This window comes from Streptomyces sp. NPDC016845 (genome assembly GCF_044332585.1).
Classification (GTDB): Bacteria; Actinomycetota; Actinomycetes; order Streptomycetales; family Streptomycetaceae; genus Streptomyces.
The window spans coordinates 320,718-347,120 of sequence record NZ_JBIRPI010000006.1 but is presented as its reverse complement, the minus strand read 5'-3'; the positions used below and the strand labels follow the sequence as shown (position 1 = coordinate 347,120).

The window sequence follows — 26,403 nt, the reverse complement described above, 5'->3', positions numbered from 1 at the left end:
GACGCGGGCTGGTACCCGCACTCCAACCAGGTCGGCCAGACCGGCAAGAGTGTGTCGCCGCAGCTGTACATCGCCAACGGCATCTCCGGGGCGATCCAGCACCGGGCCGGTATGCAGACCTCGAAGACGATCGTCGCGGTGAACAAGGACGCCGAGGCGCCCATCTTCGACCTGGTTGACTACGGCGTCGTCGGCGACCTCTTCGACGTCGTCCCGCAGCTCACCGACGAGGTCAAGACCCGCAAGGGCTGACCGGTTCCGCTGCTCCGACGGGGCCGTGTGGCGTTCATCGCCGCGCGGCCCCGTCCGCGTACCGGGACCGTGCGAGGGGGCCATTGACGCCGATCACCCCGGCCGTTAACTTCGCTATACGGATTGTTGATTCCGTGAAGCGGAAAGAGTGAGCGTATGGAGGGTGCAGGGATGGGTCAGCAGGAGAAGGTGTCGACGAGCCTCGCGGGCGCGGTCAGCGAGGGCATCAGCGCCTCGCTCGCGCCGGTCGACGCGGAGCTGGGCCGCCGCTACCCCGGAGACCCGGGCACCCGCCAGCCGGTCCACACCGTCTACGTCCCCGGCGACGCCTTCGACGCGAACACCATCCGCTCCTGGGGCGACCAGGCCCTCGCGCAGCTCGACGAGCACGCCCCGGACGCCGCCTCGTTCGCCAAGGTGCTCGGGCTCTCCGACGATCTCGCGGAGCCTGTTCACCGCCGCGTACGGGCGAAGCTGGAGCGCGAGCCGGTCGAAGACCTGCGGGTCGACTTCGAGGACGGGTACCGGCCCGCCTCCGACGCCGACGAGGACGAGACCGCCGCACGGGCCGCGCGCGTCATCGCCGAGGCGTACGCGCAGGGGACCGCGGCCCCGTACATGGGCATCCGCATGAAGTGCATGGAGGCGGCGGTCCGCGACCGCGGCATCCGTACCCTCGACATCTTCCTCACGGGCCTCATGGAGCACGGCGGCCTGCCGGACGGGCTCGTGCTCACGCTGCCGAAGGTGACGTACCCCGAGCAGGTCACGGCGATGGTCCGGCTGCTCGAAGCGTTCGAGAAGGCCCACGGTCTCGACGCCGGGCGGCTCGGGTTCGAGATCCAGATCGAGACCAGCCAGTCCATCCTCGCCGCCGACGGCACCGCCGCCGTGGCCCGCATGATCGACGCCGCCGAGGGGCGCGCGACCGGACTGCACTACGGCACCTTCGACTACAGCGCCTGCCTCGGCGTCTCCGCCGCCTACCAGGCCAGCGACCACCCGGCCGCCGACCACGCAAAGGCCGTCATGCAGGTCGCCGCCGCCGGTACGGGCGTCCGCGTCTCCGACGGCTCCACCAACGTGCTGCCCGTCGGCACCACCGCCAAGGTCCACGACGCCTGGCGCCTGCACTACGGCCTCACCCGCCGCGCCCTCGCCCGCGCCTACTACCAGGGCTGGGACATGCACCCGGGCCACATCCCGACGCGCTACGCCGCCGTCTTCGCCTTCTACCGGGAGGGCTTCGAACAGGCCGCCGCCCGTCTCGCCGCCTACGCGAACCAGGCCTCCGGCGACATCGCGGACGAGCCCGCCACGGCCAAGGCGCTCGCCGGGTACTTGCTGCGCGGCCTGGACTGCGGCGCCCTCGACGTCGCCGAGGTGGCCCGGCTCAGCGGCCTGACGCGGGCGGACCTGGAGGGGTACGCGGGGCCGCGCCGCGGCGACCTGACGGCGAAGGCCGAGTAGACAGCCAGGCAAAGGGCCCGGCGCTTCGACAGCGCCGGGCCCTTTGCCGTATCGGGTCACGCCGGAGGCAGTTCCCCCGAACCCCGCTGAATCAGCCGGGTCGGCAGCTCGATCCGTTCCGGCAGCAGCGTCGCCCCGTCGAGCTGGCGGAACAGGCGCTCCGCGGCGGTGCGGCCGAGTTGGGCCGCGTCCTGCGCGACCACGGTCACCCCGGGCCGGAGCAGATCGCCCAGCTCGATGTCGTCGAAGCCCACGAGGGCGACGCTCCGGCCCGCCTCGGCGAGGACCCGGACCACGGTCACCGTCACACGGTTGTTGCCCGCGAAGATCGCGGTGACGGGCTCCTCGCCCTTCAGCATGTCCTCGGCCGCGCGCCGCACCCGCTCGGGGTCGGTCACGCCCAGCGAGATCCACCGCTCGTCCGCCGGTATCCCGGCGTCCTCCATCGCCGTCCGGTAGCCGCGCAGGCGCTCCGCGGCGGTGTGGATGCGGGGCTGGTCGCCGATGAAGCCGATCCGCCGGTGCCCGCCCGCGATCAGGTGGGCGACACCGTCGCGCGCGCCGCCGAAGCTGTCGGAGAGGACCACGTCCGCGTCGATCCGCCCGGCGGGCCGGTCCACGAACACGGTCGCGACCCCGGCCGCGATCTCCGGCTCCAGGTAGCGGTGGTCGTCCCCGGCCGGAATGACGACGAGGCCGTCGACCCGCCGCGCGCACAGCGCGAGCACCAGTTCCTGCTCGCGCTCGGGGTCCTCCGCGCTGGAGCCGTTGATGAGCAGCGCCCCGTGCGCCCGCGCGACCTCTTCCACGGCGCGGCTGAGCGGGCCGTAGAACGGGTCCGCCAGATCCTCCAGGACGAGCCCGATGCTGGCCGTACGTCCCTTGCGCAGGACCCGCGCGCTGTCGTTGCGCCGGAAGCCGAGCGCGGCGATGGCCTCCTGTACGCGGCGCTCCGTGTCGGGGGTGACGCCCGGCTCGCCGTTGACGACCCGGGAGACCGTCTTGAGGCCCACCCCGGCGCGCGCGGCGACGTCCTTCATGGTCGGGCGATTGCCGTAGCGGTTCTCGGTGCGGCGGGCGGTGCGGTCCACTATGCGCTGTCCTGTCCTGTCGTCGCTGCCGGGATCAGCCGGCCACCCGGGCGGGTGACGGGCCCGATTCGTCAGGGCTCATCATCCTGCACGGGCGTGTGGCGTCGAGCATAGGGCCTGGACAACGTTGTCAGGCTCGGGGGAGACTGTCCTCCGCCGTACTTCGCTTCCTAAACTTTCCTTCTCCGACCTGCCTTTTTCCCAGGGGATCTGACACTGATGCACATGGACCTCGTCGCCGCGCTCGACATCGGCGGCACCAAGATCGCCGGCGCCCTCGTGGACGACCAGGGCCGCATCCTGGCGCGTACGCAGCGTCCGACCCCCGCGCAGGAGGACGGTGAGACGGTGATGGGCGCGGTCGACTCGGTCCTCGCCGAGCTGACCGTCTCCGAGCTGTGGCCCCGGGTCCGGGCGGTCGGCATCGGCAGCGCCGGCCCCGTGGACCGCTCGAACGGCACGGTCAGCCCGGTCAACGTGCCGGGGTGGCGTGAGTTCCCCCTCGTCTCCCGCGTACGGGCGCTCGCGGGCGGCCTTCCCGTCGAGCTGGTCGGCGACGGCGTGGCGATGACGGCGGCCGAGCACTGGCAGGGCGCGGCGCGCGGCCACGACAACGCGCTGTGCCTGGTGGTCTCCACGGGCGTCGGCGGCGGCCTGATCCTCAACGGCCAGCTCCGTCCGGGGCCGACCGGCAACGCGGGCCACATCGGTCACATCAGCGTCGACCTCGACGGCGACCCGTGCCCGTGCGGCGCGCGCGGCTGCGTCGAGCGCATCGCCAGCGGCCCCAACATCGCCCGTCGCGCACTCGGTGACGGCTGGCGGCCCGGCGCCGACGGCGACACGTCCGCCGCGGCCGTCGCCCGCGCCGCCCACGCCGGCGACCGTGCGGCCGTCGCCTCCTTCGAGCGCGCCGCCCAGGCCCTGGCGGCGGGCATCGCGGCGACCGCGACGCTCGTGGAGATCGACATCGCCGTGATCGGCGGGGGAGTGGCGAAGGCGGGCGACGTCCTCTTCGCCCCGCTGCGCCGCGCGCTGGGCGACTACGCGACGCTCTCCTTCGTGCAGCGCCTCACGGTGGCCCCGGCGTCGACGGGCACGGACGCGGGTCTGGTGGGCGCGGCGGCGGCCGCGCTCCAGTCCGACGCGGTCCTCGGCGGGGCGCAGCGGCAGGCGGTGTGAAGCTCGTGGCGGCCGCCCCGCGGCTTGCGTGACGGGTAGTCAGGAGCGGTTACCGGAGCCCGCGGCCACGCCGGCGTATCCATGCGAGCGTTGCCGGCCCATGTGATCGGGAGCCTGCCCGCTGTGTGTGTCGTCGGCTACTCGTCGTCGCGCAGGGAGTCGCGTGCGCCTTCGGCCCGGTCCCGCATGTCGTCGGCGGTCTCGCGGGCCTTGCCCTTCGCCTGGTCGACCTTGCCCTCGGACTTCATGCGCTCGTTGCCGGTCGCCTGGCCGAGCATCTCCTTGGCCTTGCCCTTGGCCTTGTCCATGGCGTTCTCGCCCATCATTCGCTCCTCAGTCGGTGAGCCAAGACAAGTGCCACGCTAAAAGCGTTTTCGCGCACCCGCATCCGCAGCGGATACTCACGGTGACGGCCGCAGGGCCTCCTCCACCGTCGCCACGGGAGTCAGCACCTCGGTCAGGCCGGAGAGTTCGATGATGCGCAGTGTCAGGCGGTGGCCGCAGACCACGGTGATCCGGCCGCCCCGGTGGGCGGCCCTGCGATGGGCCCGCACCAGAAGGGAGAGCCCGGAGCAGTCGAAGAACGTGGTGCCGGTGAGGTCTATCGCCACGACCCGGTACGGGCCCGCCGCCACGGTGTCGAGCAGTGGCGCCATGCGCTGGAAGGCGAGGAGGTCGATCTCGCCGCGGAGTTCGACGACCGCGCAGTCGCCGGGTGTGTGCACCACGGGCGGGCTCAGGAACTCCTCCGAGTCCGTCGCACCGGTGGTGCCGTCGTGGTCTCCGCAGTCGCCGGAGACGTAGTCCTGTTGGTTGCCCTGTCGCATCGGTCCCCCCGGGCCGAGCACTAGTCCGGCTCCGGGGGAGCCGTCCGCGCTGCCTCATGTTTCGTGCGAACGAATCGGGAGGTCACCGGGGACTGGGGCGCCTGGTCGGTCACCGTATCGGCATATTCCGTACGGGCGTTGTGGCGTAACGATTCCCGCTCGCCCACATCACTTGATGGAGTGAATTGAGATTGAAGTGCTTGACATTTAAAGGTACGGGTGAGCGAAAAAGGGGTTCGATATGAGGGCCCGGGCCGCTGGGACGGACCGTCCGCACATCGACACGGCGCTCGTCCGCGGCCTCGTCGACCGGCAGTTCCCGCAGTGGGCCGGGCTGCCCCTGACGCTCGTCGACCCCGCCGGGTCGGACCACGTCATCCACCGCCTCGGCGACGCGCTGTCGGTGCGTCTGCCCCGCCACCGCGGGGCCGTCGGGCAGGCGAGGAAGGAACAGTACTGGCTGCCCCGCCTCGCGCCGCGGCTCCCCCTGGCCGTGCCCGTCCCGGTGGCGGTGGGCGAACCGGCGCTCGGCTACCCGTGGCCCTGGGCCGTGACGCGTTGGCTGGACGGCGAGGCGGCGACGGTCGAGGGTCTCGGGAACTCGGCGGAGGCGGCGCGTGAACTGGCCGCATTCCTGCGGGCGTTGTGGAGCTTCGCCCCGGACGAGGACGGAGGCGCGGCCGGGGCCACCGAGACGCTGGCGGAGCGGGACCCGTCCACACGGGAGGCCATCGGGGCCGTCGCCGGTGGTTTCGACGCGCCCGCGATGACGGCGTTGTGGGACGCCGCGCTCGCCTGCCCCGGCCACCGGGGGACGCCGGTGTGGTGCCACGGCGACTTCCACACCGGCAACCTGCTCACCGTCGACGGCCGCCTCAGCGCCGTCATCGACTTCGGGAATCTCGGTGTCGGCGATCCGGCCGTCGACCTCATGGTCGCCTTCACTCTGCTCTCGCCGGCCGCACGCGCCGTCTTCCGCACCGCGCTCGGCGCCGACGACGCGACCTGGCTGCGCGGGCGGGGCTGGGCACTGACGACGGGCCTGTCCGCCTACACGGCGTACGCCGCGACCAGTCCGCGCGTCCGGGCGCAGACGGAGCGCCAGATCAGGGCGGCCCTCGCCGGGTAGGGCGCGCGGCGCGGCGGGGCAGGGCGTGTGTTTTCTTCGCGCCCGTGTGAAAGCCGCGCCGCGACGGCGTCCCCGCACACGCTTCTGGCGCCCGCGCCGCTGCGATTGACTGCGTAGCGGAGACACCGGGAGGCCGGACATGGGCCGGTGGTACGCCGTCGGGCAGCGGCGGACACCCCGGCCTTCCGGTTCTCCGCGCGGGTCTTCGGGGCCCCCGCCACCGTGACATCCCTGAGACGGTGCGCGGGCGCCCCGTAGAGTGCCCCTCACCATGATCGCGGCGGGGGGACGGCCCCGGGGGAGGGGAAGCAGCATGGAGAACGAGGCGCGAACACGTGTCTCCGCGTACGCGGTGGCGCTCAGGGAGGGCCGGATCCTCCTGGCCCGCCTGTCGGACACCTCACCGGTCTTCGCGCCCGGCCTGTGGCATCTGCCCGGCGGCGGCATCGACCACGGCGAACAGCCGGTGGAGGCGCTGGAGCGCGAGCTCCGCGAGGAGACGGGGCTGGAACTCATCACGGCCCGCCTCGTCGACAGCCGGGCCTACTCGGTGGAACGGGGCGGCATCGCCTGGCACTTGATCGCCCTGTTCTACGTCGTCGAGCTCAAGGGCGACGTCCCCGAGGTCCTGGAGACCGAAGGAACCACGGAGGCGGCGGAGTGGATCCCGCTCGCGGGTCTTGACGTGTCGGCCTTGTCCCCGGCGGCGGCGGACGCGTTGCGCCATGTGACGACGGGCCTCTGACGACCCGACAAGCGGCAAGCGGCGAGCGGCAGGCGGCGAGCGGCGATCGTGGGCTGAGGTCCGCCGTCCCGCCGTCCCGCTGATGCCGTCGTGAGGTGCGGGGCGCTGACGGCGCGAGCGCGAGCGGCACACCGCTGAGGCACCGCCCGAGGACCGATCCCGGGCCGTTTCCACGCCCTCCGGGGTCCGGGGGCGGGGTGTGCTTGTGGCCTGCGCCGGTGGGTGCCGGGTTCCGGGTCGTTCGCGGGGTTCCTGCGGGCCGGGCGGGGCGGCTGCGGGTGGTGTGTCGCGATGCGTTTGCTCGCTGGGGCGGCGGGCTCGGGCTGTTGGTCCCGCTGCGACCCCGCTCGAGCCCAGCCTGTTCAGGTTTCCCGCGAACCGGGCCGTGCGGCTGTCGGCGGCGCGGTACTGCCGCATCCACTCCCCCGACCGCGGCCTCGGGCGGCCCACTCGGTCGTCCCGCGCACCGCGGCGGCGCGGCTCCGAGATCCACAGCCCGCCGGGGCGAACGACCCGGGCCACCCGCAGGGCCGCCTACCTACCGCCCGGCACACCCACCCGCTCCACCCGGAGGATCACGCCGCCTTCACGATCTCCCCGCGTACCGCCGCCGCCCACTCGACGACCAGGACCTCGTACTCCTGGCGCTGCGACTCGCTGAGGCGGCCGCCGGAGTGCGCCATGAGGAGGCGGATGCGCTCGTTCAGCTCGTCGGCGGACCGCACGGGTGCGCGGTTCTCGGTGAAGGTCATGTGGAGAGCGTAGTGGGTGACACTGACAACGCGCCTCCGAGTTGTGAACGGCCGGGGACCGACGGGTGATCGACGGGCTCCGCGAGCCGCTCGTACCGCCTCTGATCTGCGGCTGGTTTCCACGGCGGGGTGTTGCGGGCAAGCCTCAGGAGGCCGATGGATGAGGGGGAACCGTGATCGTCTGGGTCAACGGGGCGTCCCGCGCGGGCAAGACCACCGCCGCACGGGAGCTGAGCGACCTGCTCCCGAACTGCACGCTCTTCGACCCCGAGGTGATCGACGGCGAGCTGGAGCGGCTGCTGCCGGCCAAGCGGCTCGCCGAGGTGAACGACCACCAGGATCTCCCCATCTGGCGGCGGCTCGTGGTGGACACCGCGGCGGCCCTCCTCACCGAGCTGGGCGGCGTGCTCGTGGTGCCGATGGGCCTGTTGCGCCAGGAGTACCGGGACGAGATCTTCGGCGGCCTCGCCGCTCGCCGCATCCCGGTGTGCCATGTGCTCCTCGCTCCAGGGGAAACGATCCTGCGTAGGCGCGACCCCGGCGGTGAACTCCCCGCCGACATCGAGCCCTACCGCGCCGCCCTCGCGAGCTGGCTCGCGGCCGACGCCTACCTGGTCGACAACGGGGCGCTCACCCCGTACGACACCGCCTTGCGGATAGCCACCGCCGTGCAGGCCGGGGACGCCGCCCCGTGCGACATCGTGCAGACCCCGGAGCCGACCGCCGAGACCGTCGCGGCGGGCGTGCTGCTCTTCGACGAGGAGGGGCGGGTGCTCCTCGTCGACCCCACCTACAAGCCGGGCTGGGAGTTCCCCGGCGGCGTCGTGGAGCGGGGCGAGGCGCCCGCCCGCGCGGGCATCCGCGAGGTCGCCGAGGAGACCGGCATAGAACTCGTCGACGTACCCCGGCTCCTTGTCGTCGACTGGGAAGCACCGGAGCCGCCCCGCTACGGCGGCTTGCGGCTCCTTTTCGACGGCGGCCGGCTCACGGACGAGGCCGCCCGCCGCGTCCTGCTGCCCGGCCCCGAACTGCGGGCCTGGCGCTTCGTCGGCGAGGACGAGGCGGCCGGGCTGCTGCCCCCGGTCCGCTTCGAGCGGCTGCGCTGGGCTCTACGCGCGCGTGAGCGTGGTGCCGCGCACTATCTGGAGGCGGGAGTCCCCGTCGACTGACGGTGCGCGGGTCCGCCATGCGGGCCGCCCGTCATGTCATGTCACGCAGGTCCGTACGCTCCCGCGGCCTTGCGGAGCGCCGCGCCCGCGCCGCCCACCACCGGGTCCCCGTGGCCGAAGCAGACCACGTCGGTGTCGAGCGCGGCCAGGCGGTGGAAGGAGGCGACGGCTCGCGCGCGGTCGAGGTTGAACACGCCGAGGATCACCTGCCCGTCCACGGGGGACACGGCCACCGCGTCGCCGGTGAACAGGGCGCCGTGCTCGGGCAGATGCAGGGCGATGGAGCCGTCCGTGTGCCCCGGCGCGTCGACCACCCGCGCCCCGCCCCCGAACGCGAGCACGTCACCGTCCGCCAACCCCCGTACGGCGGACGGCAGTTCGGGGTGAGCGGGGCGGGGCGGCAGCCGGGCCAGCGCCTGCTCGTGGATCGGGCGCTCCCACTCCTCGTGGACGGGCCGGGGCCCCGGGACCCCGCCGCGTACGTACGGTGCGTCGAGGTGGTGGGCGTACACCTCGGCGCCGCTCAGCCGCGCGAACTCCCCGGCGCCGCCCGCGTGGTCCTCGTGGAAGTGCGTGAGGACGATCCGCCGTACGTCCTCGGGGGCGTGCCCCCACTCACGTACGGCCTCGGCGACCGGCCGCCCGGCACCGGCCGCGCCCGCGTCGATCAGGGTCAGCTCGGCACCGGGGCCGGTGCCGTCGCGCCAGAGGTAGGCCTGGCCGACCGGGAAGCGCAGGAGGCGGAGCCGGGGTGTGAGGTCGATCGTGTCCGTCGGCGGGTAGGGCGGATGGGTCGTCATGGGGCGACCGTACGGACGCCGCGGACACGACCTCGTACTTCTCGGCTCTCGGCGAAGAAACCGCCCGGCTAGTTGGCGGCGGCGTACTTCTGGAGGAAGCGGGCCTCCGCCACCGACAGACGCTCCAGCTCCTCCGGCGACACGCTTTCGTTCACCGCGTGGATCTGCGCTTCCGGCTCGCTGAGGCCGATCAGGAGGATCTCGGCCTCGGGGTAGAGCGAGGCGAGGGTGTTGCAGAGCGGGATGGAGCCGCCCTGGCCCGCGTACTGCATCTCCTGGCCGTCGTACGCCTCCGCCATCGCGTCGGCCATCGCGGCGTACGCGGGGCTCGTCGTGTCCGCGCGGAACGGCTGGCCCTGGCCGACCTGCTCGACGCGGACGCGGGCGCCCCACGGGGTGTGCGCCTCGACGTGCGCCATCAGGAGTTTCGTCGCCTCGGCGGCGTCCGTGCCCGGCGGCACCCGCAGGCTGATCAGCGCGCGGGCACCGGCCTGCACGGACGGCGTCGCGCCGACCACCGGCGGGCAGTCGATGCCGAGGACGGTGACGGCGGGCCGCGCCCAGATGCGGTCGGCGACCGTACCGGAGCCGATCAGCTCGACCCCGTCGAGCACCTTGGCGTCCTTGCGGAACGCGTCCTCCTCGTACTGGAGGCCGTCCCAGGCCGCGCCGGGCTCCAGCCCGTCGACGGTCGTCGAGCCGTCCTCGGCGCGCAGCGAGTCCAGTACGCGGACCAGGGCGCCGAGCGCGTCGGGAGCCGCGCCGCCGAACTGGCCGGAGTGCAGATTGCCTTCGAGGGTGTCGATCTCGACGCGGACCAGGGTCATGCCGCGCAGCGTGGCCGTCGCGGTGGGCAGGCCGACGCGGAAGTTGCCCGCGTCGCCGATCACGATGGTGTCGGCGCGCAGCAGCTCCGGGTGCTGTTCGGCGTAGCGCTCCAGGCCGCCGGTGCCCTGCTCCTCGGAGCCCTCGGCGATGACCTTGATGCTGACCGGCACACCGCCGTTCGCCTTCAGGGCGCGGATCGCGAGGAGGTGAAGCAGCACGCCGCCCTTGCAGTCGGCGGCGCCGCGCCCGTACCAGCGGCCGTCCTCCCGCTCGGTGAGCTCGAACGGGGGCGTCACCCACGCCTCCTCGTCCAGCGGCGGCTGCACGTCGTAGTGCGCGTAGAGCAGCACGGTCGGCGCGCCCTCGGGGCCTGCCAGGAAGCCGTACACGGACTGCGTGCCGTCGGGGGTGTCGAGCAGGGCCACGTCCTGGAAGCCTTCGGCGCGCAGCGCGTCCGCGACCCAGGCGGCGGCGCCCTCGCTCTCGCTCTTGGGGTACTGAGCGAAGTCCGCCACCGATTTGAAGGCCACCAGTTCGGCCAGTTCGGCCTTGGCCCGCGGGAGCAGGGAGGCGACGGTCTCGGCGATCGGATGCGGCGACATGGGCACGCTCCTCGTAGGTGCGACGGTGTGCAGGGTGTGCAGGGTGTGGCGACGATCCTCCCATGATCCTCCCGCAGCGGGTCACGGGGCGGCCCGCCGTAGGATGCGTGAGAAACGTGCGGCAGGCAGCTGATCGGGAGCAGTAGACCATCGTGAGCAGCGAGAACTCGACGGGCGAGGGCGACATGGGCGACGAGCGGGCCATGGAGGTGTGGGACGTCGTCGTGGTGGGCGCAGGGCCCGCGGGAGCGTCCGCCGCGTACGCGGCCGCGGTCGCCGGACGGCGGGTGCTGCTCCTGGAGAAGGCGGAGATCCCGCGGTACAAGACGTGCGGCGGTGGCATCATCGGCCCGTCCCGGGACTCGCTGCCGCCCGGCTTCGAGCTGCCGCTGAAGGACCGGGTGAACGCGGTGACGTTCTCCTTGAACGGCAAGTACGCGCGCACCCGCCGCTCGAAGAACATGCTGTTCGGGCTCATCAACCGGCCCGAGTTCGACGCGCAGCTCGTCGAGCACGCCCAGAAGGCGGGCGCCGAACTGCGCACCGGCACCGCCGTCTCCCGTGTCGAGCAGCACGGCACCGAGGTCCCCGACCGGCGCACGGTCGCCGTGGTCCTCCAGGACGGCGAGACGATCCTGGCCCGCGCCGTGGTCGGCGCGGACGGCAGCGCGAGCCGCATAGGCGCGCACGTCGGCGTCAAGCTGGACCAGGTCGACCTCGGCCTGGAGGCGGAGATCCCGGTTCCGCAGGCCGTCGCGGACGACTGGCGCGGCCGGGTCCTCATCGACTGGGGCCCGATGCCCGGCAGCTACGGCTGGGTCTTCCCCAAGGACGACACCCTCACCGTCGGCGTCATCTCGGCCCGCGGTGAAGGGGCCGCCACCAAGCGGTACTTGGAGGACTTCATCGGGCGGCTCGGGCTCGCCGGTTTCGAGCCCGCGGTCTCCTCCGGGCACCTGACGCGCTGCCGCGCCGAGGACTCGCCGCTCTCCCGCGGCCGGGTCCTGGTCTGCGGCGACGCGGCCGGTCTGCTCGAACCGTGGACCCGTGAGGGCATCTCGTTCGCGCTGCGCTCGGGCCGTCTCGCGGGGGAGTGGGCGGTGCGCGTCGCCGAGGCGCACGACGCGGTGGACGCCCGCCGCCAGGCGCTGAACTACGCCTTCGCCATCAAGGCGGGGCTCGGCGTCGAGATGGCCGTCGGCAAGCGGATGCTGACCGTCTTCGAGCGCAAGCCCGGGCTGCTGCACACCGTGCTCACCGGGTTCCGCCCGGCGTGGAACGCGTTCGCGCGCATCACCCGGGGTTCGACGACGCTGGGCGAACTGGTCCGCACCCATCCGCTGGCGGGGAAGGCGCTGACCCGGCTCGACCGCTGACGCGGGCCGTCGCATCGCGGCGGCGGCGTCGTCGTCGGCCGGCCTCACCGAGCGGGAGCGGGAGGTGATGGCGCTCGTCGGCATCGGGCTGTCCGACGCGGAGATCACGCGCCGCCTCGTCGTCAGCCCGCTCACCGCCAAGACCCATGTGAGCCGGACGCTGGTCAAGCTGGGCGCGCGGGACCGCGCCCAACTGGTCGTCCTCGCCTACGAGTCGGGGCTCGTACGGCCCGGCTGGCTGGGGTGAGCCCAGCCGATCGGTCAGTCGCGCAGGGCGAGTCCCTCCTCGACGGCCGCCGCCTCCTGGGGTACGGATCCCTGGGGTACGGATGTCTGCGGTACGGACTTCACGACGACGACGGTGTCTTGCGCACGGCCCGCGCGCAGGCCCGTCAGAGTCACGAGCAGACCCACCAGCGCGACCGCGGTGATCACGATGAGACCGGGGCGGAAGCTGTCGAGGACCGCCTGCGGCGAGGAGCCCTCGGGGGCGCCGGCCGTGATCACCGCCGTCACCACCGCGAGGAAGATCGCGCCGCCCACCTGCACTGAGGTGTTGAGCAGACCGGAGACCATGCCCTGCTCGTCGTCGTGGACGCCGTTGGTGGCCTGGATGTTCAGGGACGGGAACACCAGGGCGCACGCGGCGCCGATCAGCAGCATCGTCGGCAGGATGACGGCCGCGTAGACGGGGTCGAGGTCGATGCGCAGGAACAGGGCGTAGCCGAGCACCATGCATGCGAAGCCCGCCGCGATCACGCGCGGGGTGCCGAAGCGGTCCACGATCGCGCCGACCTTCGTCGAGGACAGGGCGACGAGCGCGCCCGCCGGGAGGAAGGCGAGCGCCATGCTCAGCGCCGACCAGCCGAGCAGCGACTGCAGGTACAGCGTCGCGAGGAACTGGAAGCTGACGTAGGAGCCGAAGAAGGTCATCGCGCCGATCTGGGCGCGGATCTGCGAGCCGGAGCGCAGTACCCCGAGCCGGATCAGCGGTCCCGGCGAGCGGCGCTCGATACGGACGAACACGGTGAGCAGTACCGCGACGGCGAGGAAGGAGAGCAGGGTGCGGGCCGATCCCCAGCCGGACTCCGGGGCCTGCACCACGGTGAAGACGAGCAGCAGCATGGCGAGGGTGCCGGTGACGGCGCCGGGGATGTCGTAGCCGCGGTGGTTCTCCTCCTTGGCGCTGTGCGGGATCAGCTTGAGGCCGAGGAGCAGCGCGATCACGGCGATCGGCGCGGGAAGGAGCATGGTCAGGCGCCAGCTCGCCTCCGTAAGGAGGCCTGACAGGACGAGGCCCATGGAGAAGCCGGTGGCGGCGCAGGTGGTGTAGATGGACAGGGCGCGGTTGCGCACCGGGCCCTCCGCGAACGTCGTCGTGATGATCGACAGGCCGGCCGGTGCGGTGAACGCGGCGCTCAGGCCCTTGATGAAGCGGCTCGCGATGAGCAGCGGCCCCGAGTCGACGAGCCCGCCGAGCAGGGAGGCGACCGCGAAGACGCCGAGGGCTACGAGGAAGACGCGGCGCCGCCCGAGCAGGTCGGCCGCGCGGCCGCCGAGCAGCAACAGGCCGCCGTAGCCGAGGATGTAGCCGCTGACGACCCATTGCAGCGTGGAGGTCGACAGATCCAGTTCCGAGCCGATCGAGGGCAGGGCGACGCCGACCATCGACACGTCGAGCGCGTCGAGGAACATCGCGGCGCACAGGACGAGCAGCGTGCCCCAGAGCCGGGGGGACCAGTGCTCCTGGGACGCCTCGGGTGAGGAGGGAGCAGCGGAGAGCGGAGAAGTCATGCGCAGCAATGTACATGCACACGCATTGAGTGCAAGTGCATTTAATGCTGATGCAATAAAGAGGGTTCTTCTGCTACCGTGCGAGCATGGCGGCACAGAAGTCGGAAGCGAGGGCCGCGGCGGCGCCGGACCTCGTGGATCAGTGGCGGGACATACTCGCCGTACACGCGCGCACCATGTGCGAACTCGACCGTGCGCTGCACCAGCACGGCCTGGGCGCCAGCGACTTCGAGGTTCTCGACGTGCTCGCCGAGGGCGCGGCGGAGGACGCCGGGGGTTTCCGGGTACAGGAGATCGCCGGGCAGGTCCATCTGAGCCAGAGCGCTCTGTCCCGCCTCATCGGCCGCCTCGAGAAGGACGGGCTCGTGGAGCGCGGGATGTGCAGCGAGGACCGGCGCGGGGTGCGGGTCTGCCTGACGCCCAAGGGGCGCGAACTGCACGGCGAGGTAAGGCCGTTGCAGCGGGCGGTCCTGAGCCGGATGCTGGAGCCCGACGCCTGACTTCAGGCGCGGGCCCCGGAGGTCAGCCCCAGGTGATCGCCGATCGCTCGCGCCACAGCGCGGCCACCGCGGCGTCGCCCGTCAGGGACGGGAACGGCAGCCGGTTCCAGAGCGAGAGGTAGAGGCGCGCGGCGGGGCCCGCGAGTTCGCAGTCGGCCTCGCCCGCACCGCCGCGCTCGGTCGCGGGCGGGTCCTGCGTGATGCGGACGGTCCAGGTCGCGTCGGCGTCCGTCGCCCGTACGCGCAGCACTTTCGGTTCGTCGGAGCGCACCTGGCTCTTCTTGCGGGCGTGCATGCCGAGCAGAAGCTCCTCTATCCCGTCGACCGCGACGTCCTCGGCGATCGGGTCCTGCGCGGTCGTCAGCGCCGACTGGGCGTCGACCCGGTGCACGGTCGTCTCGTGGGCCTGGCGCCGTGCCCAGAACGCGAGCGGGCTGGGGGCGGGCAGGAACGACCAGCACGACACGGTGGGCGGCGCCTGCGTCAACGTGTCGACCAGGTACGTGTGTCCGCGCCGGAACCAGTCGAGGAGTTCCTCCCCGTCGAGATCGGGCAGACCCCCGTCCGGCTGCGGTTCCCGGTGTTCCTCGGCGACGTGCGCCGCGGCCCAGCGGTGCACCATGCCCGTGTGCCGCAGCAGGTCCCTGATCTGCCACCCGGGGCAGGTCGGCACCTTGGCGTCGACGCCCGCCTGCTCGGCGGCGACCGCGAGCCGGCGCCCCTCGGTGTCGAGGACGTGAAGGTGTTCGGCCGTTTCCAAGGGACGTATCTCCATGGGGCGAGTGTGCCGGGTGACGCGCGTCCGGGGGCGGTGTTTCCGGGGATCGAGATGCGGGGGGTGCGGTCGGCGGCCCGGGTTCCCCGGTCTCGAAGGCAGGCCCAGGCAGGATCAGGCAGCCCCAGGCAGGCCCAGTCAGGCTCTCAGGGGGTCGCAACGTTGCGGGTCGCGAAGCCTATGGTCGCGGCGATCGCCGCGAGCAGCGCGACGCTCGTCAGGGCCGTGGGCAGGGAGAGCCAGTCCGCCATGAAACCGATCGCGGGCGGGCCGAGCAGCATGCCGCCGTAGCCGAGGGTCGAGGCGGCGGCGACGCCGGTCGGGCCCGCGAGGGCGCCGGCGCGTTCGATGGCGACGGGGAAGAGGTTCGCCAGGCCGAGCCCGGTGACCGCGAAGCCAATGAGGGTCAGCCACACCGAGGGTGCGAGCGCGCCGAGCAGCATGCCGGCCGCGCCGGTCGCCCCGCCGTACACCATCGTGCGGGTCCTGCCGAGCCGTTCGAGCAGGGCCGTGCCGGAGAGCCGGCCGATCGTCATGGCGAACGCGAAACAGGAGTAACTGGCGGCCGCTACGCCTGGGTGCGCGTGCAGGTCCTCTTCGAGGTGGAGTGCGCTCCAGTCGGCCAGGGCCCCTTCCCCGTAGGCCGTGCACAGGGCGATGAGGCCGAAGACGATGACCAGGCCGTGGGGGGCGCGGCGGCCGACGGGGCGCGGTGCGGCGTCCTCGTCCTGGACGCGTTCCGGCGGGGCCGGCGGGGTCGGCGGGGTCTGACGGAGCAGGGTCGGCGCGGCCGCCGCGGTGACCACGAGGCCGATCACGGTGATGGCGAGGAGGTGCCGGGTCGGGGAGAGATCTCCCGCGACCAGGCCGCCGAGGCCCGAGCCCGCCATGCCGCCGAGGCTGAACGCGGCGTGGAAGCTCGGCATGACCGGTCGGCGGAGCGCGGCGACGAGGTCGACGGCCGCGCTGTTCATCGCCACGTTCATGCCGCCGTACGCCGCCCCGAAGGCCAGCAGGACGAGGCCGAGCGCGAGCGGTGAGTGGGTGAGCGGTGGCAGGGCGACGGTGAGCGGGAGCAGCACTCCGCACGCCACCGTCACCGCGTGACTGCCGAACCGGCGGCACAATCCGCCCGTCAGCATCATCGTGACGACCGCCCCTGCCGAGACGCCGAGCAGTGCGAGCCCGAGCGTGCTCGCGGAGGCCCCCGTCTGCTCCTTGATCGCGGGGATGCGCACCACCCAGCCCGCGAAGACGAACCCGTCGAGGGCGAAGAAGACGGTGAGCACGGTACGCAGGCGGGACAGGGGCGAGCGCTGCGGTCCGTCGGCGCTGACGGTCCCAAGTTTGTTCAGTAGCGGCACAAAATCAGAGTAGGTGGAGGGCCGCGTTCGGGACAAGGGGGTTGGTGCGGGCCGCGACGCGGGCGGGGCGGGCGTGATGTGTGCCCTGCGTGGCGCGCGGCCGCCGGGTCTGTGCGGGCCGCGACATGCGCGATCCGCGCTGGGCGTTCCTGCCGAGCGCGCCGCGCTGCCGCCGGTCTGTGCGGGCGGCGGCATGCGCGATCCGCGCTGGGCGTTCCTGCCGAGCGCGCCGCGCTGCCGCCGGGTCTGTGCGGGCCGCGATGGACTTCGCCGCCGTCCATGCCGGTTCGGGCCCGCTCGTCGGCGGCCCGTGGTGATGCCTGCTCGTCCGCGCGGGCGGGCGCCGCGGCCATGCGGCACGAGAAAGGCGCGCGGGGCATGTCCCCGCGCGCCTCACCCCGGGCCCGCCGCGCTCATCCCGGGCCCGCCGCGCTCATCCCGGGCCCGCCGCGCTCACCCCGGGCCCGCCGCGCTCACACCGCGACCACCCGTACCCCTACCTCCTCGAACCGCGCCAGCGCCTCCTTCCCGGCCGCTGTGTCCGTGACCAGGATGTCGACCTGGGAGACGTCGCAGATGCGGGCGAAGGCCCGCTGGCCGAGCTTGCTGGAGTCCGCTGCCACCACGACCCGTTCCGCGCGCTCGCAGAGCAGGCGGTTGATCGCCGCCTCCGCCTCGTCGTGCGCGGAGGCGCCGTGCGTGACGTCGAGGCCGACGACGCCGAGCACCGCCGTGTCCAGGGTGATCTGGCCGAGTACGCCGTCGGCCAGCGGGCCGATCAGCTCGTACGACTGCGGGCGCGCGACCCCACCGGTCAGGACGATCTTGAACTGGGGGCGCACCGCCAGCTCGTTGGCGATGTTCAGGGCGTTCGTGACGATGGTCAGCGCCGGGGTGCCGGAGGCGAGGTCGGGGCGGACGGCGAGGGCGCGGGCGACCTCCGTCGTCGTCGTGCCGCCGGTCAGGCCCACCGCCTCGCCGGGCGTGAGGAGTTCGGCGACCGCCTTGGCGATGCGCTGTTTCTCGGCGGCGCCGAGGGCGGTCTTGTAGCGCAGCGGGAGTTCGTAGCTGACGCCGTGCACGACGGCGCCGCCGCGCGTGCGTACGAGCATCTGCTGCTCCGCGAGCTGGTCGAAGTCGCGCCGGATCGTCGCCGCGGAGACGCCCAGCTCGGTCGCCGCCTCCTCCACGTCGAGCCGGCCGCGCTCGACGAGCAGCTCCAGGAGGGACTTCCAGCGGGCGTCGCGGGACATCCGCGACCTCCAATCGTCGATCGGCTCGGTCGGACAGACCATAGCCGTTTGCGCACGAATGCTTGATACTGATTGAAAGCTCGCTATATCTTGCACGAACAAGCAGCACCGTGAAATGGACCACCGGGGAGTGGGTACGGACATGAGTCACGTCGAGAACGAGCTGAACAGCCAGCCGGAGTGCTGGACGCGCGCCGCCGAGCTGGCCCGCACGCACAAGGCCGCCCTTCCGGCGCGGGGGGAGCGGGTCGCGATCGTCGGCTGTGGCACCTCGTGGTTCATGGCGCAGGCCGCGGCCGTGCTGCGCGAGCAGGCGGGCCAGGGCGAGACCGACGCCTTCGCGGCGTCGGAGTTCCCGTCGGGGCGCTCCTACGACCATGTCGTGGCGCTGACCCGCTCCGGCACCACCACCGAGGTCCTCGACCTCCTCACCGCGCTCAAGGGCAAGGTGCGCACGACCGCGATCACCGGCGACCCGGCCACGCCGATCAAGTCGGCCGCCGACGACCTCGTGGTCCTCGACTTCGCCGACGAGCAGTCCGTGGTGCAGACCCGCTTCGCGACCACCGCGCTCACCCTGCTCCGCGCCCACCTCGGCCTCCACACCGAGCAGGCCGTCGCCGACGCGCGCACCGCGCTCGCCGAACCGCTGCCCGAAGGGCTCGTGGAGTGCGGCCAGTTCACCTTCCTCGGCCGCGGCTGGACGGTCGGCCTCGCCAACGAGGCCGCGCTGAAGATGCGCGAGGCGTCCCTGTCGTGGACCGAGGCGTACCCCGCGATGGAGTACCGCCACGGCCCGATCAGCGTCACCACCGCCGGCACCGCCACCTGGATGATCGGCGAGGCGCCCGAGGGCCTGGCCGGACAGGTCGGCGCGACCGGCGCCCAGTGGGTCGAGGGCCGCCTCGACCCGCTCGCCGAACTCGTCCGCGCCCAGCGCCTCGCCGTCGCCGTCGCCGCCCGTCAGGGCCTCGACCCCGACCAGCCGCGCCACCTCACGCGCTCGGTGATCCTGATCGCCAACTGACCGCCGCCGTCATCCACTTGCGCACTTGAGAGGAGGGGCAGTGCCCCTCGCAGCCACAGGGACACTCGTCGGCGGGGCCGCGGCCCGTCGCGGCGCCGTCGCCGCCTTCAACGTCATCACGCTCGAACACGTCGAGGCCGTCGTCGCGGGCGCCGAGTCCGTGGACGCGCCCGTCATCCTGCAGATCTCCGAGAACGCGGTCCGCTACCGCTACGGCCGGCTCCTGCCGCTGGCCCGCGCCGCGGCCGCCGTCGCCGACGCGGCCCGCGTCGACGTCGCCCTCCACCTCGACCATGTACAGAGCGACGAACTGCTGCGGCAGGCCGCCGACGCCGGGTTCAGCTCGGTGATGTACGACGCCGCGCGCCTGCCCTACGACGAGAACCTCGCCGCGACCCGCGCCGCCGCCGACTGGGGCCACGCGCACGGCCTGTGGGTGGAGGCAGAGCTGGGCGAGGTCGGCGGCAAGGACGGGGCCGCGCCGCTCGACGCGCACGCGCCCGGCGCCCGTACGGACCCGGGGGAGGCGCGCGCGTTCGTCTCGGACGCGGGTGTGGACGCCCTCGCCGTCGCGGTCGGCTCCTCGCACGCCATGACCACCCGCACCGCCGCCCTCGACCACGACCTCCTCAAGCGGCTCGCGGACGGCCTGAACGTGCCGCTCGTGCTGCACGGGTCGTCCGGGGTGCCCGACGACGAGCTGGCGGCGGCGGTTCGCGGCGGCATCGCGAAGGTCAACGTCGGAACGGCCCTCAACATCGCGATGACCGCCGCCATCAAGGAGTTCCTCGCGGAGCACCCCGACGCCGTCGACTCCCGCAAGTACCTGACGGCCGGCCGCGAGGCCATGTCCCGCACCGTCGGCGAGCTCATCACGGTGCTGCGGGGCTGAGCCCTTGTTCCGCCCGCACGTGTGCCCGGCACCGGCCGCCGCGACCGATGACGGCCGTGCCCGCCTTCTCGGCGAGGTGTACCGGCGGGCGGACCGGCGCCGGGAGGGTGCCGTGCGGGGGGCAGGGCCGAGGGCCCAGGATGGTGGGCATGACCGGACCCGGACTGTTCGCCCGCCCGCCCGAGGAGATCGCGCCCGGCGCGGTCCACGTCCCGGACTGGCTCGGCCCGGCCGAGCAGCGCGCCCTCGTCGAGTCGTGCCGGACCTGGGCGCGCCCGCCCGCCGGGCTGCGCGAGGTGCGCCTTCCCGGCGGGGGCCGGATGACGGTCCGGCAGTTCGGTCTCGGCCGGCACTGGTTCCCGTACGGGTACGCGCGCACCGCCGTCGACGGCGACGGGCAGCCGGTGAAGGCGATGCCGCCCGAGCTGGCGGAGCTGGGGCGGCGCGCGGTCCGCGCCGCGTACGGACAGGGGGCAGCTCAGGACCCGTACGACATCGCGCTGATCAACTACTACGACGGCGACGCCCGTATGGGGATGCACAAGGACCGCGACGAGCGGTCGGCCGCGCCGGTCGTCTCGCTCAGCCTCGGCGACACCTGTGTCTTCCGGTTCGGGAACACCGAGACGCGGACCAAGCCGTACACCGACGTGGAGCTGCACAGCGGCGATCTCTTCGTGTTCGGCGGTCCGTCGCGGTTCGCGTACCACGGGGTGCCGCGCACCCTGAGCGGCACCGCGCCGCCGGAAGCGGGTCTGGAGGGACGGCTCAACATCACCCTGCGCGTCAGCGGACTCTGACAACGTCACGGTGTTCACCGGATACCATTCCTGACCGTGATCAGGGCGAGGAGTTGCTGATGGGCGGCAGGGCGGCCTCCGGAACCGGGGGCCACACGGCGGGCGGCGGGCCCGCGCGGCCACCGCGCCTGGAGCGGGGCCGCAGCGCGCTCGGTCCCGCGCTCGAACTCGTCCACACCGGGCGGGCGCCGACCCGCGCCGTCCTCACCGCCGAACTCGGGGTGACCCGCGCGACCGCGGGCGCCGTCGCCGCCGAACTCGAAGCGCTCGGGCTCATCCGGATCGACGCCAGGCCGAGCGCCGCCGCCGGTTCGCAGGGCCGCCCCTCGCACCGCCTCTCCGTCGCCGAGGACGGCCCGGTGGCGCTCGCCGCGCAGGTGCACTCCGACGGATACCGCGCGGCCCTCGTCGGGCTCGGCGGCCGCATCGTCGCCACCACCCCCGGCTGCGCGATCATCGACCCGGACCCGGCGGACGTACTGCGCTCCGTGGTGGAGGCGGGCGTCCGGCTCCTGGAGACGACGGGGCGGCGGTGCGTCGGCGCGGGGCTCGCCGTGCCGTCCGCCGTCGCGGAGCCCGAGGGCACGGCCCTCAACCCGCTGCACCTGGCGTGGCCCGCCGGGGCTCCCGTGCGGCAGATCTTCGCCGACTGCGTGCGCGAGGCGGACCTCGGCATCCCGGCGTTCGCCGCGAACGACGTGAACCTCGCCGCGCTCGCCGAGCACCGGCACGGCGCCGGACGCGGCGCCCGCGACCTGCTGTGCGTCGCCACGGGACACCGCGGCGTCGGCGGCGCCCTCGTCATCGACGGCCGCCTGCACACCGGTAGTTCGGGGCTCGCCCTCGAGGTCGGGCACCTCACGGTCAACCCCGAGGGCCGCCCCTGCCACTGCGGCAGCCGCGGCTGCCTCGACGTCGAGGCCGACCCGCTGGCCTTCCTCGTCGCCGCGGGCCGCGACCCGGACCCCGACGGTTCCCTCCTGGACCAGGCCCGCGCGCTCCTCGCCGAGGCGCCGGACGACCGCGGGGTGCGGACGGCCTTGGAGGCGCTCGTCGACCGGCTCGGCCTCGGCCTCGCCGGGCTCGTCAACATCCTCAACCCGGACCGCATCATCCTCGGCGGCCTGCACCGCACGCTCCTGGACGCCGCCCCCGAACGGCTGCGCGCCGTCGTCGCCGACCGCAGCCTGTGGGGGCGCAGCGGCGGCGTCCCCATCCTGGCGTGCACGCTGGACCACAACAGCCTGGTCGGCGCCGCCGAGCTGGCCTGGCAGCCGGTGCTCGACGACCCGCTCGGAGCGCTCACCGAGGTCTGAGCTGTAGCTGCGGGCCCCGCGTGAACTGCCTCCCGCGCGGCAGCGCTGTTCCGGCGAGGGCGGCACCCGGGCGGTCGTCGGTGGCGGTCGCAGTCGTGCCGGCGCCGTCCGGCACCCGGGCGGTCGTCACCGCGTTCGCGCCATCGGGCGTACTCGCCCCAGTACCCTCGCCGCGAGCGCGGGGCGCTCCTCGCAGCCAGTGCCGTCACGGGGTGACGTACGCCCCGGCCCGGCACCGGCCCGGCCCCGCATCCCCCCGCGGACGCGGAGTGTCACCGCCCGGTCAGCCTGGGACGGCCGACCGGGCGGGAGCGTGGTGCGACACGCGGTGTGCGGACGCGTCGCCGCGCAAGGGCGTCACCGCGGTGCGGACCGGAGCCGGCGGCAGCGCCTTCGCGGGGGCCGGGGCGGGCAGGGTGAACCAGACGACCTTGCCGCCGTCGCCGTGCGGCCTGACCCCCCAGCTCTCGCTGACCGCGGCGACCATCGCGAGGCCGCGGCCGCAGGTCGAGAGCGCGGCCAGGTCGTCGCAGGACGCGTCGCCGCACACGGCGTCGGCGGGCACGTCGTCGTCCCGTATCTCGGGAAGGCGTGGGTCGTGGTCGTGCACCGAGAGCGTCAGCCGCTCCCTGCGCAGTTCGATCTCGACCGTGCAGTTCTTGTCCGGCTCGACATGCCGGTGCACGTTGGTGAGAAGCTCGGTGATGCCGAGCTCCGCGAGGTCGATCAACGGGTCGAGATGCCAGTAGCGCAACTGCGCCGATACGATTCTGCGGACCTGTCCGATCCGCGACGGCAGGGCTTGGAGCTCCACCGTGCAATGCCTGCTCGGCTGGCTGATCACGGCTGCGACTCCCCGAAATAGGTCCGGAAGAAGACGAGTACGGATCGAGCGGTGCGATCACGCTGTGGCAGGACCGCCCGCTACGTGTCCGGCGGGCTGGTTCGCAGCGTCATCGCCGGTAAACCCTGAGTAGTGATGCGTGACCAGCGTGACCCAGGGGATGCGGCGCTGCAACTTCGGCGCTCGCCCGCACGAGGCGACGAACGGGCCTCGGACGGACGACGGACGGGCGGCGGAACTCTAGGGGGTGCGCGCCGCGGCGCTGCGTACCGCCTCGATGAACCGGCGCGCCGTCGGCGGTCCGGCGTCCGGGCTCTGGTCGCCGAGCCGCAACAGGTACCGCCGCCCGTCGACCTCCGCCGTGGCGCTGTCGTCGGGGCCGAACCAGGGCTTGCCCGCGCGGACTTCACGCAAGGGCGCGCTGTCGATCTCACTGCCGTAACTCGTGAGCAGTTCGAGCCTGCCGCCCGCGATCCGGATCTGTCCGGCCCGGGTCAGCGAGCGCAGCCGCCGCCCGATCCGCACGCCCGTCGCCGTGAACTCCGGCTCCGCCATGCCGTTTCGCCCCCTCGAGTGCGTCCGTGCGGTGCAGTTTGCACGTACCTGGCCAGGAGCACCAGTACACATGTGGACGCGGTGTGAAGCAGCAGACGCATCCGGTATATGCGTCACGACGTACGGGCGTTCCCACCTGTCGCCAGGTCTCCCTTTGAGCCCCTCAAAGGGGTGTTTATGCAGGTGAGAAGCGTGTGGAAGGTGTCTATGATCGAGGCGTCCGGTCAGTTCCGACCGGGTCCGCACCGGCTCGCCAGACACGTCGCTCCGACATGTTCCGCCCTGGCCGAAGCGCGGAACGACGTGAAGGAGCCGCGCGGTGAGCACGAGCAAGCAGGATCGTCCCGCAGGCGACGGCGCGGCCGGTGAGCCGCTGCCGACGCTCGACATCGACCACACCGACACCGCATACCGGACATGGCTCAAAGAGGCCGTCCGCAAGGTCCAGGCCGACAACAACCGCTCGGCCGACACCCACCTGCTGCGCTTCCCGCTTCCCGAGCACTGGGGCATCGACCTCTATCTGAAGGACGAGTCGACGCACCCCACCGGCAGTCTCAAGCACCGCCTGGCCCGCTCGCTCTTCCTCTACGGCCTGTGCAACGGCTGGATCCGGCCGGGCCGCCCCGTCATCGAGGCGTCCAGCGGCTCCACGGCGGTCTCGGAGGCGTACTTCGCGAAGCTGATCGGCGTCCCCTTCATCGCGGTGATGCCGCGTACGACGAGCGCCGAGAAGTGCCGGCTGATCGAGTTCCACGGCGGCCGCTGCCACTTCGTCGACGACCCGCGGACGATGTACGAGGAGTCGGCGGCGCTCGCCGCCCGCACCGGCGGGCACTACATGGACCAGTTCACCTACGCGGAACGGGCGACGGACTGGCGCGGCAACAACAACATCGCCGAGTCGATCTACCGCCAGCTGGAGCTGGAGCGCTACCCCTGCCCCACCTGGATCGTGGCCACGGCCGGCACCGGCGGCACCTCCGCGACCCTCGCGCGCTACGTGCACTACATGCAGCACGACACCCGTATCTGCGTCGCCGACCCCGAGAACTCCTGCTTCTTCGAGGGCTGGACGACGGACGACCCCGACGCCACCAGCGACTGCGGCTCCCGCATCGAGGGCATCGGCCGCCCCCGCATGGAGCCCAGCTTCGTCCCCGGCGCCATCGACCGCATGATGAAGGTCCCCGACGCGGCGAGCGTCGCCGCCGTCCGCGCCCTGGAACGCGCCATCGGCCGCAAGGCGGGCGGCTCGACCGGCACGGGCCTGTGGAGCGCCCTCAAGATCGTCGCGGAGATGGTGGCCGAGGGCCGCAAGGGCAGCGTGGTCACCCTGCTGTGCGACCCGGGCGACCGCTACCTCGACAAGTACTACGCGGACGACTGGCTGGAGCGCCAGGGCCTGGACATCACCCCTTACGCCCGGACGATCGACCAGCTACTGGCAACGGGCAAGTGGCCCGGCGCCTCCTCAAGCCCCTCCGGCGACTGAGGAGCGGGTCCCCCGGGCGGAGCGCCATGACCTGAGTTCAAGCGCGGGGCGCAGAGGCCAGCCGCCGGTCGAGCGCCCCGACCGCGTCACGGAACGCCCGCCCGAGCCCGGCCCGCCCCGCCTTGAGCCCCACCCGGAACAGAGCCGCCCCGTCCGCCGCGAAAGTCCATTGCACCCGAGCCCCACCGGGCACCCCCACGACCCGCCACTCCTCGAGCAGCGCCCGCACCCCGGGCGCATTGGTCCGGTCGACCCGGTACGCGTACACCGCACCGGGCTCCGCGGCGACGACCGTCTCCAGGAACCGGGTCCCGCCCTTGAGCCGGATCTCCCGCCGCGCCCCGCCCTCCAGCGGCCGTGCCAGCGTCACCGCGGAGAACCACCGGGGCCACTCGGCGACCTCCTCGGCCAGCGCCCTGTACACCGCCTCCGGCGAGGCCGACACCTCACGGGCGAACACGAGCCGGAGCGGAGCGGTCTCGACGAAGTCGAGTCCGACGGGGCGGAGTTGGCGCGCCATGAACGTTCAGCCTCCTGGCAGGGGGCCCCAACGGGCATGCGGACACGGGCGTTTGACCGAGTACGGTCACCCTAGCCGCCGCCCCGTCAGATGTCTGTACCGCTCTCGCCGCCCCCGGAGGACACCGGCTCCCCGGCCACGACGAGCCGCACGTGCTCACCGATCTCGGCGCGCGCCTCCACCGGCAGCCCCGCGTCCGTCACCAGCGTGTCCACCTGGTCGAGGGAGGCGAACGAACTCAGGCCCACCGTCCCCCACTTGGTGTGGTCGGCGACGACCACCACGCGCCGCGCGGACTGCACGAGCCGCCGGTTCGTCTCCGCCTCCGCGAGGTTCGGCGTCGACAGACCGGCCTCCGGGCTGATGCCGTGCACGCCGAGGAAGAGCACGTCGAAGTGGAGCGCCGCGACGGCCTGGTCGGCGACGGGCCCCACCAGGGAGTCGGACGGCGTGCGCACCCCACCGGTGAGGACCACGGTCGCGGCCCCCTGCCGGGTGCCCGAACTGCGCTGCGCCACATGGAACACGTCGGCGACCCGCACCGAGTTCGTCACCACCGTCAGATCCGGCACGTCGAGCAGTCGCTGCGCGAGCGCGTACGTCGTCGTACCCCCCGACAGGGCGATCGCGGTGCCGGGCGCGGCCAGCGTCGCCGCGGCGCGCGCGATGTCCTCCTTGGCGGTCAGCTCGAGCCCGGACTTGGCCTCGAACCCCGGCTCGTGCGAGCTGGCCTCGACGACCGGGACGGCGCCGCCGTGCACCTTCTCCAGGACGCCCTGGCGGGCCAGCGCGTCGAGGTCGCGGCGGACCGTCATGTCGGAGACGCCGAGCTTCCTGGTCAGTTCGTTGACCCGGACACCGCCGCGGCGGCGGACCTCGTCGAGGATCAGGGAGCGGCGCTGCTCCGCGAGGAGGTTCTGATTCTCGCTCACGTCCCGTCGGTTCCCTTCGCCGAATCCCGCCTCTCGCGCGGGCTGCCACACGATGTGCTCTGCTGCGCCGTCATCCTCGCATGTGCCACCGACAGCCGTACCACCGCCGTACC

27 protein-coding genes and 1 pseudogene are annotated in these 26,403 nt (G+C 73.1%); 14 read left to right on the top strand and 14 right to left on the bottom strand.

The genetic code is table 11. The features are described from left to right. Both ACH4RC_RS19570 and ACH4RC_RS19565 read left to right on the top strand, forming a co-directional pair. Nucleotides 1-252: electron transfer flavoprotein subunit alpha/FixB family protein (locus ACH4RC_RS19570; protein WP_398202307.1), on the top strand; the 252-nt coding region annotated here is incomplete at its 5' end. Between the two features lie 171 nt (nt 253-423). Further along, nucleotides 424-1,722 carry a DUF6986 family protein gene (locus tag ACH4RC_RS19565; RefSeq protein WP_398202306.1) on the top strand — a complete coding sequence of 433 codons (1,299 nt, stop codon included), beginning with the start codon at nt 424-426 and terminating at the stop codon, nt 1,720-1,722. A 56-nt stretch (nt 1,723-1,778) separates the two neighbouring features. Here ACH4RC_RS19565 and ACH4RC_RS19560 read toward each other — a convergent pair whose 3' ends face one another. Next, complete coding sequence (locus ACH4RC_RS19560; RefSeq protein WP_398202304.1) at nt 1,779-2,813, bottom strand: LacI family DNA-binding transcriptional regulator; 1,035 nt, start codon at nt 2,811-2,813, stop codon at nt 1,779-1,781. 219 nt (nt 2,814-3,032) lie between these two features. On the opposite strand from ACH4RC_RS19560, the gene ACH4RC_RS19555 reads away from it, so the two are divergent. After that, nucleotides 3,033-3,995, top strand: coding sequence for an ROK family protein (locus tag ACH4RC_RS19555; RefSeq protein ID WP_398202302.1), 963 nt, complete (start codon nt 3,033-3,035; stop codon nt 3,993-3,995). A gap of 137 nt (nt 3,996-4,132) precedes the next feature. Here ACH4RC_RS19555 and ACH4RC_RS19550 read toward each other — a convergent pair whose 3' ends face one another. Next, a complete protein-coding gene (locus tag ACH4RC_RS19550; protein ID WP_398202299.1) occupies nt 4,133-4,321 on the bottom strand; it encodes a CsbD family protein in 189 nt (62 codons plus the stop codon). A gap of 75 nt (nt 4,322-4,396) precedes the next feature. Then, entirely contained in the window at nt 4,397-4,822 is a 426-nt protein-coding gene (locus ACH4RC_RS19545) for an STAS domain-containing protein (protein ID WP_398202297.1), read from the bottom strand. A 241-nt stretch (nt 4,823-5,063) separates the two neighbouring features. Here ACH4RC_RS19545 and ACH4RC_RS19540 point away from each other — a divergent pair, with 241 nt between their 5' ends. Further along, nucleotides 5,064-5,951, top strand: coding sequence for an aminoglycoside phosphotransferase family protein (locus ACH4RC_RS19540; RefSeq protein WP_398202294.1), 888 nt, complete (start codon nt 5,064-5,066; stop codon nt 5,949-5,951). A gap of 313 nt (nt 5,952-6,264) precedes the next feature. Beyond that, nucleotides 6,265-6,696, top strand: coding sequence for an NUDIX domain-containing protein (locus ACH4RC_RS19535; protein WP_398202292.1), 432 nt, complete (start codon nt 6,265-6,267; stop codon nt 6,694-6,696). A 575-nt stretch (nt 6,697-7,271) separates the two neighbouring features. On the opposite strand, the gene ACH4RC_RS19530 is transcribed toward ACH4RC_RS19535, so the two are convergent. Next, the gene (locus ACH4RC_RS19530) at nt 7,272-7,448 is read right to left on the bottom strand and encodes a hypothetical protein (protein WP_398202291.1); all 177 of its coding nucleotides are present in this window, start codon (nt 7,446-7,448) and stop codon (nt 7,272-7,274) included. 173 nt (nt 7,449-7,621) lie between these two features. Here ACH4RC_RS19530 and ACH4RC_RS19525 point away from each other — a divergent pair, with 173 nt between their 5' ends. Further along, on the top strand, nt 7,622-8,617 hold the full coding sequence (locus ACH4RC_RS19525; protein ID WP_398202289.1) for an NUDIX domain-containing protein: 996 nt from the start codon (nt 7,622-7,624) through the stop codon (nt 8,615-8,617). A 41-nt stretch (nt 8,618-8,658) separates the two neighbouring features. On the opposite strand, the gene ACH4RC_RS19520 is transcribed toward ACH4RC_RS19525, so the two are convergent. Together ACH4RC_RS19520 and ACH4RC_RS19515 are read right to left on the bottom strand one after the other, a co-directional pair. Beyond that, entirely contained in the window at nt 8,659-9,417 is a 759-nt protein-coding gene (locus ACH4RC_RS19520; protein WP_398202286.1) for an MBL fold metallo-hydrolase, read from the bottom strand. A 68-nt stretch (nt 9,418-9,485) separates the two neighbouring features. Further along, on the bottom strand, nt 9,486-10,847 hold the full coding sequence (locus ACH4RC_RS19515; RefSeq protein ID WP_398202284.1) for a dipeptidase: 1,362 nt from the start codon (nt 10,845-10,847) through the stop codon (nt 9,486-9,488). A 152-nt stretch (nt 10,848-10,999) separates the two neighbouring features. Here ACH4RC_RS19515 and ACH4RC_RS19510 point away from each other — a divergent pair, with 152 nt between their 5' ends. Both ACH4RC_RS19510 and ACH4RC_RS19505 read left to right on the top strand, forming a co-directional pair. Further along, on the top strand, nt 11,000-12,223 hold the full coding sequence (locus tag ACH4RC_RS19510; protein ID WP_398202282.1) for a geranylgeranyl reductase family protein: 1,224 nt from the start codon (nt 11,000-11,002) through the stop codon (nt 12,221-12,223). Between the two features lie 34 nt (nt 12,224-12,257). After that, a pseudogene (locus ACH4RC_RS19505) lies at nt 12,258-12,470 on the top strand (response regulator transcription factor); the annotation flags it as partial. Nucleotides 12,471-12,484: 14 nt separating this feature from the next. Here the strand turns inward: ACH4RC_RS19505 and ACH4RC_RS19500 are convergent. Then, entirely contained in the window at nt 12,485-14,017 is a 1,533-nt protein-coding gene (locus tag ACH4RC_RS19500; RefSeq protein WP_398202280.1) for an MFS transporter, read from the bottom strand. An 86-nt stretch (nt 14,018-14,103) separates the two neighbouring features. On the opposite strand from ACH4RC_RS19500, the gene ACH4RC_RS19495 reads away from it, so the two are divergent. After that, entirely contained in the window at nt 14,104-14,517 is a 414-nt protein-coding gene (locus ACH4RC_RS19495) for a MarR family winged helix-turn-helix transcriptional regulator (RefSeq protein ID WP_398202277.1), read from the top strand. A gap of 22 nt (nt 14,518-14,539) precedes the next feature. Here the strand turns inward: ACH4RC_RS19495 and ACH4RC_RS19490 are convergent, their stop codons facing one another. The 3 genes from ACH4RC_RS19490 to ACH4RC_RS19480 form a co-directional block, all read right to left on the bottom strand. Then, complete coding sequence (locus ACH4RC_RS19490; RefSeq protein ID WP_398202334.1) at nt 14,540-15,277, bottom strand: maleylpyruvate isomerase family mycothiol-dependent enzyme; 738 nt, start codon at nt 15,275-15,277, stop codon at nt 14,540-14,542. 161 nt (nt 15,278-15,438) lie between these two features. Further along, nucleotides 15,439-16,656: an MFS transporter gene (locus ACH4RC_RS19485; protein ID WP_398202274.1), complete on the bottom strand. Its 1,218-nt coding sequence runs from the start codon at nt 16,654-16,656 to the stop codon at nt 15,439-15,441. Between the two features lie 473 nt (nt 16,657-17,129). Next, nucleotides 17,130-17,909 carry a DeoR/GlpR family DNA-binding transcription regulator gene (locus ACH4RC_RS19480; protein ID WP_398202272.1) on the bottom strand — a complete coding sequence of 260 codons (780 nt, stop codon included), beginning with the start codon at nt 17,907-17,909 and terminating at the stop codon, nt 17,130-17,132. Between the two features lie 142 nt (nt 17,910-18,051). On the opposite strand from ACH4RC_RS19480, the gene ACH4RC_RS19475 reads away from it, so the two are divergent. The 4 genes from ACH4RC_RS19475 to ACH4RC_RS19460 all read left to right on the top strand — a co-directional run bounded on the left by ACH4RC_RS19475 (nt 18,052) and on the right by ACH4RC_RS19460 (nt 21,944). Beyond that, complete coding sequence (locus ACH4RC_RS19475) at nt 18,052-18,936, top strand: SIS domain-containing protein (RefSeq protein WP_398202269.1); 885 nt, start codon at nt 18,052-18,054, stop codon at nt 18,934-18,936. A 40-nt stretch (nt 18,937-18,976) separates the two neighbouring features. After that, complete coding sequence (locus ACH4RC_RS19470; protein WP_398202266.1) at nt 18,977-19,828, top strand: ketose-bisphosphate aldolase; 852 nt, start codon at nt 18,977-18,979, stop codon at nt 19,826-19,828. A 149-nt stretch (nt 19,829-19,977) separates the two neighbouring features. Next, on the top strand, nt 19,978-20,628 hold the full coding sequence (locus ACH4RC_RS19465; protein WP_398202264.1) for an alpha-ketoglutarate-dependent dioxygenase AlkB family protein: 651 nt from the start codon (nt 19,978-19,980) through the stop codon (nt 20,626-20,628). A 59-nt stretch (nt 20,629-20,687) separates the two neighbouring features. Then, nucleotides 20,688-21,944: an ROK family protein gene (locus tag ACH4RC_RS19460; protein WP_398202262.1), complete on the top strand. Its 1,257-nt coding sequence runs from the start codon at nt 20,688-20,690 to the stop codon at nt 21,942-21,944. 283 nt (nt 21,945-22,227) lie between these two features. On the opposite strand, the gene ACH4RC_RS19455 is transcribed toward ACH4RC_RS19460, so the two are convergent. After that, nucleotides 22,228-22,788: an ATP-binding protein gene (locus ACH4RC_RS19455; protein WP_398202259.1), complete on the bottom strand. Its 561-nt coding sequence runs from the start codon at nt 22,786-22,788 to the stop codon at nt 22,228-22,230. A gap of 240 nt (nt 22,789-23,028) precedes the next feature. Further along, entirely contained in the window at nt 23,029-23,343 is a 315-nt protein-coding gene (locus tag ACH4RC_RS19450) for a hypothetical protein (RefSeq protein ID WP_398202257.1), read from the bottom strand. Nucleotides 23,344-23,662: 319 nt separating this feature from the next. On the opposite strand from ACH4RC_RS19450, the gene ACH4RC_RS19445 reads away from it, so the two are divergent. Continuing rightward, entirely contained in the window at nt 23,663-24,838 is a 1,176-nt protein-coding gene (locus tag ACH4RC_RS19445; RefSeq protein WP_398202254.1) for a PLP-dependent cysteine synthase family protein, read from the top strand. A gap of 37 nt (nt 24,839-24,875) precedes the next feature. Here the strand turns inward: ACH4RC_RS19445 and ACH4RC_RS19440 are convergent, their stop codons facing one another. Continuing rightward, nucleotides 24,876-25,358: an SRPBCC family protein gene (locus ACH4RC_RS19440; protein ID WP_398202251.1), complete on the bottom strand. Its 483-nt coding sequence runs from the start codon at nt 25,356-25,358 to the stop codon at nt 24,876-24,878. 86 nt (nt 25,359-25,444) lie between these two features. Continuing rightward, on the bottom strand, nt 25,445-26,290 hold the full coding sequence (locus ACH4RC_RS19435; protein WP_398202248.1) for a DeoR/GlpR family DNA-binding transcription regulator: 846 nt from the start codon (nt 26,288-26,290) through the stop codon (nt 25,445-25,447). Nucleotides 26,291-26,403: the final 113 nt, after the last annotated feature.